We start from the raw sequence: 7,291 nt of genomic DNA on the forward strand, positions 1-7,291 counted from the left end.
CAAGCAAGCACCCAAAAACCCAAATTCCAGCAACTTATTCAGTGCACGCCCCTAAGCTATAAAGAGGTGGACTATGGAACAGAAGCACCGTTACTCGCTTCCCATATTCCATACCACTGCTCACGCGTCAGCTGAATATCCAAAGCTTTTACCGCATCGGTAACGCGCTCGATTTTACTGGTGCCCAAAATGGGGTGAGGCTTACAAGGTAGCGCCAATAACCACGCATAAACAACCGCCTCGATAGAGTCTGTACCCACAGCTTCCGCCACTGCGCGCAACGCATTAACCACCGCATTCTCTTGAGCCGTCTCTGGAGCAAACAACTTCCCTCCGCCCAAGCAAGACCATAACATTGGGCGCATATTCAACGCCTGCGCCTGATCGAAGCTCCCGTCACTTAAGGCGGTCATATTCAGCGGTGAAAACTCAACTTGATTCGTCACCAACGCATCAGGCAATGCAGACTGCAAGCAAGCAACCTGATCCGGCGTAAAGTTGGACACACCAAAGTTTAATACTTTCCCGTCACGCTTTAATTGTGAAAAGGTATCGGCAACCTCTGCAATATCCATTAAGAAGTCGGGGCGATGCAGTAACAATAGATCGATACGATCCGTTTGTAAGTCACGCAACGATGCCTCTACCGACGCAAGGGTATAAGCCTTACTGAAGTCGTAGTGGTTAACCGCTTGCGCGCCAAGCTCGCCAAAGCCCATCGGACGAATACCGCACTTGGTAATAATCTGTAACTGATCACGCACCGCTGGCTTAATAGCCAAGGCCTCACCAAAAATGGCTTCGCTGCGGTAAACCATTGCATGGTCCATACTGGTCACACCCAGCTCTACCGATTGCTCAACAAAGGCCAGTATCTGCTGCGGGGTGTAGCCCCAGTTTTTCAATCGCCAAAAGCCCAAAACCAACGGCGAGAGTGATAACGTAGACATAGTGAATCCTATAAAATGAAAAAAGGCAGCGAATGCTGCCTTTAATTAAGGGTAAGGTAAAGGTATTAACGATTTGGGTTTATGGTGAGGTGCCACCGTCGATCGTGAGCGTATTACCCAAGAACTGAACCCAGATGTAGTCAGTCAGCTGCATAGCGCAATCCCCTGCAGGCTCACACGCAGGCATAAGCGTACCCGAAACGCCATCTCGAATGATAACCATCATCTCGTTGTAGCTACCGGAATAGTCAGTAAGTGCCCGTGGCGAAAGACCAACCTTTGTACCGTCATCCTCATGACAAGCTGAACAGCCATTCTGGGCGTCTGTGTACAAGGCTAGCCCAGCCGCAACGCGGTCATCTATTTCTTGCTGTGTGGGCCCCGTTGATGAACCCGGCGCAGACAACATCGGATCGACAAAGGTGCCGTTTTCATAGGTCCAGCTACGCAAGTATTCACTCACCGCATCAGCGCAGACTGAATCGCAAGTGCCCGGAGCGGTGTTTGGCATGCTTTCAGCAATAAACTCATTTAACGACCAATACTGAGTTCCACCCAAGCTATACATATCTCGGCCGTTGCGGATAAGGTATTGGCCATCCATCAAGGCCACCCCATCATTACCACCAAAGTCACCGTGACAACTAACGCACTGCTCGTCATACAAGCCCTTACCTACTGCAGCTAATTCTAGATCAACTGAGCCTTGGAAGTTGTTAGGCGCGGCAAACTGATCGGTCCACTTTTTATAGAAATAATGCTGAATATTTTCTTGGCAGGAAAAATTACAAACCGTTTTATTTTGCGGTGGCATTTCATTCACAGAGCGACTTGCAAGCTTGTCAAAGTCAACTGCAGCAGGCGTAGCATAAACGCGATGCAATATAGCGGTAGAGCCCAATACACCGGTTGTCAGGCCATCATCACCATGACAACCAACGCAGTGCGTCTGATACAACCCCTCTCCAGCCTCAGCTTTTTGCGCATCAAAAGGAATATTCTCTAAAGGCGGGGTTGGCGTGCTCGCCGTTACAGCAATATCTTTTCCGCAACCCGTTACGAATATTGCCGAAGCTAAAAGCGCGCTAACCGCTATTAAATGTTTAAAAACCATAATTACTCCGGAAATCTTGAATTCTGTCATTTTATGCCCTTGTCAATGAGTGGACATCTATTGATTATAGCGATGTATTTTAGCCAGATTAAATAAAGAATGGGACAACAACATCACAAATGCACGGTTTCTCCCACTCAGCAGCACGCTTTCAATCCTAGCGGATCCTTAGTGCTGCGAACGATGCATTCGTTACACTTTCTTGGCACCAAAATCAGCAATCGCCGCTATAATCCATAAATGATGGATTTGTTCGTCATATTTTTCCAGTTTGAGCTATGTTTAAAAGCATGACAACACCCAATACACTTAAGATCCGGCAACTTATCGCCGAGGCCACTCGACAGGACGCAAAAGACAACTGTCTTGCCGCCTTCGCAGCTGCCCAACTGCCGCACCTTCATCACACTATAAAGCTCCCAAGTGACTCCCCCAAAGCCGTCTTAACGCAATTTATCACCCAATATATTGAGCACGTACCCAACTTTTTAGAAGCGTTAACCGCGTTAATGCAAGAAGCCGAATTCTACGAGCAAGGCCAAGTCTTTATGACCATTGCCGAAGAGTTTTTCATCTCTCCACCAGAACTCGTCAAAGAGCATACGGGCCTTGTAGCGCTATTGGATGAGGCCTACCTATCGCATCGCCTGATTGAAGAAGTCAATGATCGCATTCAGCTCGCTTGCGGCACGCCCTTGTCGCCAATGGACATGAGCTTATCGAATATTGTTGTTCATTCGCTGCTCGGTGAAGAGTTTGCCAATCAACTTGATCTCGCCGTCCACTACGCAATAGAAGCACTATTTAACCAAGAAGGGGCGCTCAACTCACCAAACTGTTCTCGCTATTTACGTCAACACCGGGACAATCGCTGGGCTGATGTTCTCCAAAAATGGCCCTGCTTGGCCGGCGATGCCAGCATATCGCTAGACGTGGAAGGCTGGTTCTGCGGCTAAACTAAATATCTCGCGTACAAAAAAAGGCTTCTGATTAGAAGCCTTTTTTATGATGTGACCGATGACTTTATGGCAGAACGATTACGAAGGTAAGTGACCGTGCTCTTCAAGTTGCGCCTCAATTTCAACGACACTGGTATGGCGCACATCCATCGCATGTACCAAGTAAATCACGTGCTCGGCAATGTTGCGGGCATGATCGCCAATTCGCTCTAACGAACGTAGCGCCCAGATAATATTCATCACCCGTGTAATCGAGCGAGGATCTTCCATCATATAAGTCATTAGCTCGCGCATAGCCGAACCGTAATCGCGATCGACTAAAGTATCGCCCTTCACGACTTTCATTGCGGTTTGAACATCGTAGCGCGCGAAGGCATCCAGCGATTGATTCACTAGCGTTTGAACACTATTCGCAATATTGCGCAGTTCGACAAAACCCCGAGGTGAAATAGCACCGCCGGCCTCATTAAGAGCAATGGCCATGCGTGCAATTTTATCCGCCTCGTCACCCATTCGCTCCAAATCGCGATTCGCTTTCGTCACCATTAGAACCAAACGCAAGTCGGAAGCCGCAGGCTGTCGACGCGCCAATACCAACGTGCACTCTTCGTCGAGCGCCACTTCGCGACGGTCGATTTCTTCTTCGGTCCGCAGTACTTTTTCGGCTAATTCGCTATCGGCCGTCTCGATGGCGCGCACAGCATCGGCAACTTGCTCTTCAACCAAGCCCCCCATCTCCAACAAATGCTCGCGCAAATGCTCTAAATCAACATTGAACTGACGGGAAATATGCTGGCCGATGTGTAAGTTTTCCATGAATCTACCTGAATAACGTCGATGAAATTTAGTTTAGAAAAATAATGCTGTTAGCAGCACAAAGCAAGAGGTTTCAACCCGCAGGCACAAGCCGCTAGCTTGGCATTGAACTAGCCAAAACGGCCGGTTATATAAGATTCTGTCAACTCGTGATCCGGGTTAGTGAAAACTTTTTCAGTCTCGTTCACCTCAATCAAACGCCCCAAATGAAAATAAGCCGTACGGTGAGAAACGCGCGCGGCTTGTTGCATGGAGTGCGTGACGATGGCAATTGTAAAGTTCTGGCTTAACTCAGCAATTAACTCTTCAATTTTAGCCGTTGCGATCGGATCCAATGCGGAGCAAGGCTCATCCATTAAGATCACTTCTGGGCTTACCGCTATCGTGCGCGCAATACACAAACGCTGCTGCTGCCCGCCCGACAAACCGGTACCCGGTGACGCCAAGCGATCCTTAACTTCTTCCCACAAGCCTGCACGGCGCAAGCTCGACTCAACAATTTCGTCCAGATCAGTACGGCGGTTAACCAAGCCATGAATACGCGGACCATAAGCGACATTGTCGTAAATAGATTTAGGGAATGGATTGGGTTTTTGAAAAACCATGCCTACCCGCGCCCGAAGAGGCACAACATCTAGTTTACTGTCGTAAATATCCATGCCGTCAAGCTGAATACTGCCACTAACACGACAGATATCTATCGTATCGTTCATGCGGTTCATACAACGTAAAAACGTCGACTTACCGCAACCAGAAGGGCCAATTAAAGCCACTACTTGGTTCTCGGCAATATCAAGGTTTACATCATAAACGGCTTGCTTTTCATCGTAATGCACGCAAACGTCACGCATAGAAAGCTTGGCATTGTCGGCCAGCGGTTTACCTACAGTTTTTGTAACGCTTTCAGCAATTTCGGAAGGCGATCGTTTTGGTTTCATTGCGTTCGATTCTTTAGCAGTTGTCTTTTGTGTCTTGAACTTCGGCCGAGCAGTCGCTTTTCCGGCCGGGTTCGCCTGAGGTTCAATACATGTTGGCTCGATAACGGATTCTTGCATTTTATTACACCTTTATGACAAGAAGCACCCCCGTCGAACAAAAGATATTACCCGCGGGGTGCAAGTTAATTAAGCGTGTATTTACCAGCGACGCTCTAAGCGTTTACGTAGCAAAACAGCAAGGGCATTCATCAGCATTAGGAACATTAATAGCACCATAATCGCCGCCGACGTTTTTTCGAAAAAACCGCGCTCGGGGCTGTCGGACCACAAGAAAATTTGCACCGGCATTACCGTAGCAGAGTCTGTTACCCCACCGGGTAAGTCCATAATAAAAGCGACCATACCAATCATCAGCAATGGTGCCGTCTCGCCCAACGCTTGGGCCATACCAATAATGGTACCGGTTAGCATGCCAGGCATCGCAAGGGGTAATACATGGTGCAAAATCATTTGCATTTTAGAGGCGCCAATACCCAGGGCCGCCTCACGAATACTTGGCGGTACCGCCTTAATCGCCGCGCGGCTCGATATAATAATCGTCGGCAACGTCATTAGTGTTAAGACCATGCCGCCAACCAACGGGATGGAACGTGGCATTTCAAAAATATTGATAAAAATGGCCAACCCCAACAAACCAAAAATAATCGAAGGCACCGCCGCCAAATTGTTGATATTCACTTCAACAAAGTCTGTTAATCGGTTGCGCGGAGCATACTCTTCAAGGTAGATAGCCGCCGCCACGCCAACAGGGAACGATAATGCCAAGGTCACTAGCAGAGTAAATAAGCTGCCCAATACCGCGCCGCGAATACCCGCCATTTCAGGCTCACTAGAATCGCCATCGGTAAAGAAGCGTGTGTTGAAAATTGTTTTAATTTCGTCATTATCAATAAACGCCTGCACCCATTGCTGCTGCTGTTCCGTCATGCGCTCGGCGTAAGGTTCGCTCGATAAGCTCTTGTAGTAATTATCGACATCATCATCGGCAAGTACCCATAGGCGTTTAGTCGTGTTCAATAAACGAGGGTCTTCAGCCAGTAAGTCTCGCAGCTGATAATCAGCCCCAACGCTCACCATGCTATAAAGCGCACGCTTAGCGCGGCGGTCTTTAATACCCGGGAAGCGCTTATTTAAGGCGCGTTTAACAATCCCTGCATAATTGCCCGCCAATAGTTCGTCGGGGTTTTTCGCGTCGTATACCTCAAGGACATCGGCATCGAACTCGATATCCAAGGCAATTTCAGTGCGTTGAAAGCCGCCCAGGCCACCACCAAATATTTCGATGAACAGCACCAATAGCGCCGACAATCCAAATGAAATAGATGCGATACCAAAGGCTTTAAAACGCTTTTCCGCGGCATAGCGCTTCGCAAGACTTTTTTGTACCAGTTCGGCTTGTTTAGATAAAGGCTTAGTCATATTGCTCTCGATACTTCTTAACAATGTGCAGGGCAAAGTAATTTAGGCTGAGGGTGACAACAAATAGCATCAAACCCAAAGCAAAGGCTGCGAGTGTTTTAGGGCTATCAAATTCTTGATCCCCCACCAGCAACGTCACAATTTGCACGGTAACGGTGGTAACAGAATCTAAAGGGTTAAGCGTAAGCTTCGCCGCTAGGCCGGCAGCCATCACCACAATCATGGTTTCACCAATGGCACGCGAGGCCGCCAATAAAACGCCCCCAACAATACCCGGTAATGCCGCAGGAATAACCACTTGCTTAATCACTTCCGATTTAGTCGACCCCAAAGCCAAAGCGCCATCGCGCAAAGATTGTGGGACCGCATTAATCACATCGTCAGACAGCGACGATACAAAAGGAATAATCATCACGCCCATCACAAGGCCTGCTGCCAAAGCACTTTCAGAGCTAATAACAATCCACTGCTCTAACCCTAAATCAAATCCAAGGTCGCGAATAAAAGGCGCTACCGTTAAGGCCGCAAAAAAGCCGTAAACCACGGTCGGAATACCAGCCAATACTTCTAGCATGGGCTTGATGATGTCGCGCGTGCGGCCGCTGGCATATTCCGATAAGAAAATAGCCGACATCAAGCCGCAAGGCACAGCGATAATCATCGCGATGGCTGCAATTAATAAGGTACCCGTAAACAGTGGGATCGCACCAAAGCTACCCGAACTGCCTTGCTGGTCATCGCGGATAGCCATTTGTGGGCTCCACTCCAAACCAAACAAAAATTCGGTTATCGGCACTTGCGAAAAAAAGCGAAGCGATTCAAATAATACCGAAACAACAATGCCTACCGTCGTCAAAATCGCCAAGCTTGAGCACAAAAACAAAAAACCCTGGAAGGCCTTTTCGACTTTAAAGCGCGCTTTTAACTGCGGCTTAATTTGAGCCCAAATAAACAGAGAGCCTAACAACGCGCAAACTAAAACCGTACCAGTAACGGCCCACCGGCTGGTTGCCTGCAACGATTTAAGGCGCTCGG

7 protein-coding genes are annotated in these 7,291 nt (G+C 48.4%); 1 reads left to right on the forward strand and 6 read right to left on the reverse strand.

Going from position 1 to position 7,291, the window contains the following annotated elements:
* Positions 1-71: 71 nt before the first annotated feature.
* Together AC3A8L_RS18225 and AC3A8L_RS18230 are read right to left on the reverse strand one after the other, a co-directional pair.
* The gene (locus tag AC3A8L_RS18225) at positions 72-950 is read right to left on the reverse strand and encodes an aldo/keto reductase (RefSeq protein WP_487963704.1); all 879 of its coding nucleotides are present in this window, start codon (positions 948-950) and stop codon (positions 72-74) included.
* Positions 951-1,029: 79 nt separating this feature from the next.
* Positions 1,030-2,064, reverse strand: a complete 1,035-nt coding sequence (locus AC3A8L_RS18230) for a c-type cytochrome (RefSeq protein ID WP_487963705.1) — start codon at positions 2,062-2,064, stop codon at positions 1,030-1,032.
* A gap of 290 nt (positions 2,065-2,354) precedes the next feature.
* On the opposite strand from AC3A8L_RS18230, the gene AC3A8L_RS18235 reads away from it, so the two are divergent.
* On the forward strand, positions 2,355-3,020 hold the full coding sequence (locus tag AC3A8L_RS18235) for a hypothetical protein (protein ID WP_487963706.1): 666 nt from the start codon (positions 2,355-2,357) through the stop codon (positions 3,018-3,020).
* An 81-nt stretch (positions 3,021-3,101) separates the two neighbouring features.
* On the opposite strand, the gene phoU is transcribed toward AC3A8L_RS18235, so the two are convergent.
* The 4 genes from phoU to pstC all read right to left on the reverse strand — a co-directional run.
* Positions 3,102-3,839: a phosphate signaling complex protein PhoU gene (phoU, locus tag AC3A8L_RS18240; RefSeq protein WP_487963707.1), complete on the reverse strand. Its 738-nt coding sequence runs from the start codon at positions 3,837-3,839 to the stop codon at positions 3,102-3,104.
* Between the two features lie 110 nt (positions 3,840-3,949).
* Entirely contained in the window at positions 3,950-4,777 is an 828-nt protein-coding gene (gene pstB / locus AC3A8L_RS18245) for a phosphate ABC transporter ATP-binding protein PstB (RefSeq protein WP_487963708.1), read from the reverse strand.
* A 198-nt stretch (positions 4,778-4,975) separates the two neighbouring features.
* Entirely contained in the window at positions 4,976-6,256 is a 1,281-nt protein-coding gene (gene pstA / locus AC3A8L_RS18250; RefSeq protein WP_487963709.1) for a phosphate ABC transporter permease PstA, read from the reverse strand.
* Positions 6,249-7,291, reverse strand: a 1,043-nt coding sequence (pstC, locus tag AC3A8L_RS18255) for a phosphate ABC transporter permease subunit PstC (protein WP_487963710.1), incomplete at its 5' end; no start/stop codon positions are given. The genes pstC and pstA, both read right to left, overlap by 8 nt.

Source organism: Marinagarivorans sp. (assembly GCF_982758155.1).

Coding starts and splice junctions, on each gene's coding strand:
- AC3A8L_RS18225 (WP_487963704.1), bottom strand. CDS start 950: ATGTCTACGTTATCACTCTCGCCGTTGGTTTTGGGCTTTTGGCGATTG.
- AC3A8L_RS18235 (WP_487963706.1), top strand. CDS start 2,355: ATGACAACACCCAATACACTTAAGATCCGGCAACTTATCGCCGAGGCC.
- AC3A8L_RS18230 (WP_487963705.1), bottom strand. CDS start 2,064: ATGGTTTTTAAACATTTAATAGCGGTTAGCGCGCTTTTAGCTTCGGCA.
- pstB (WP_487963708.1), bottom strand. CDS start 4,777: ATGAAACCAAAACGATCGCCTTCCGAAATTGCTGAAAGCGTTACAAAA.
- pstA (WP_487963709.1), bottom strand. CDS start 6,256: ATGACTAAGCCTTTATCTAAACAAGCCGAACTGGTACAAAAAAGTCTT.
- phoU (WP_487963707.1), bottom strand. CDS start 3,839: ATGGAAAACTTACACATCGGCCAGCATATTTCCCGTCAGTTCAATGTT.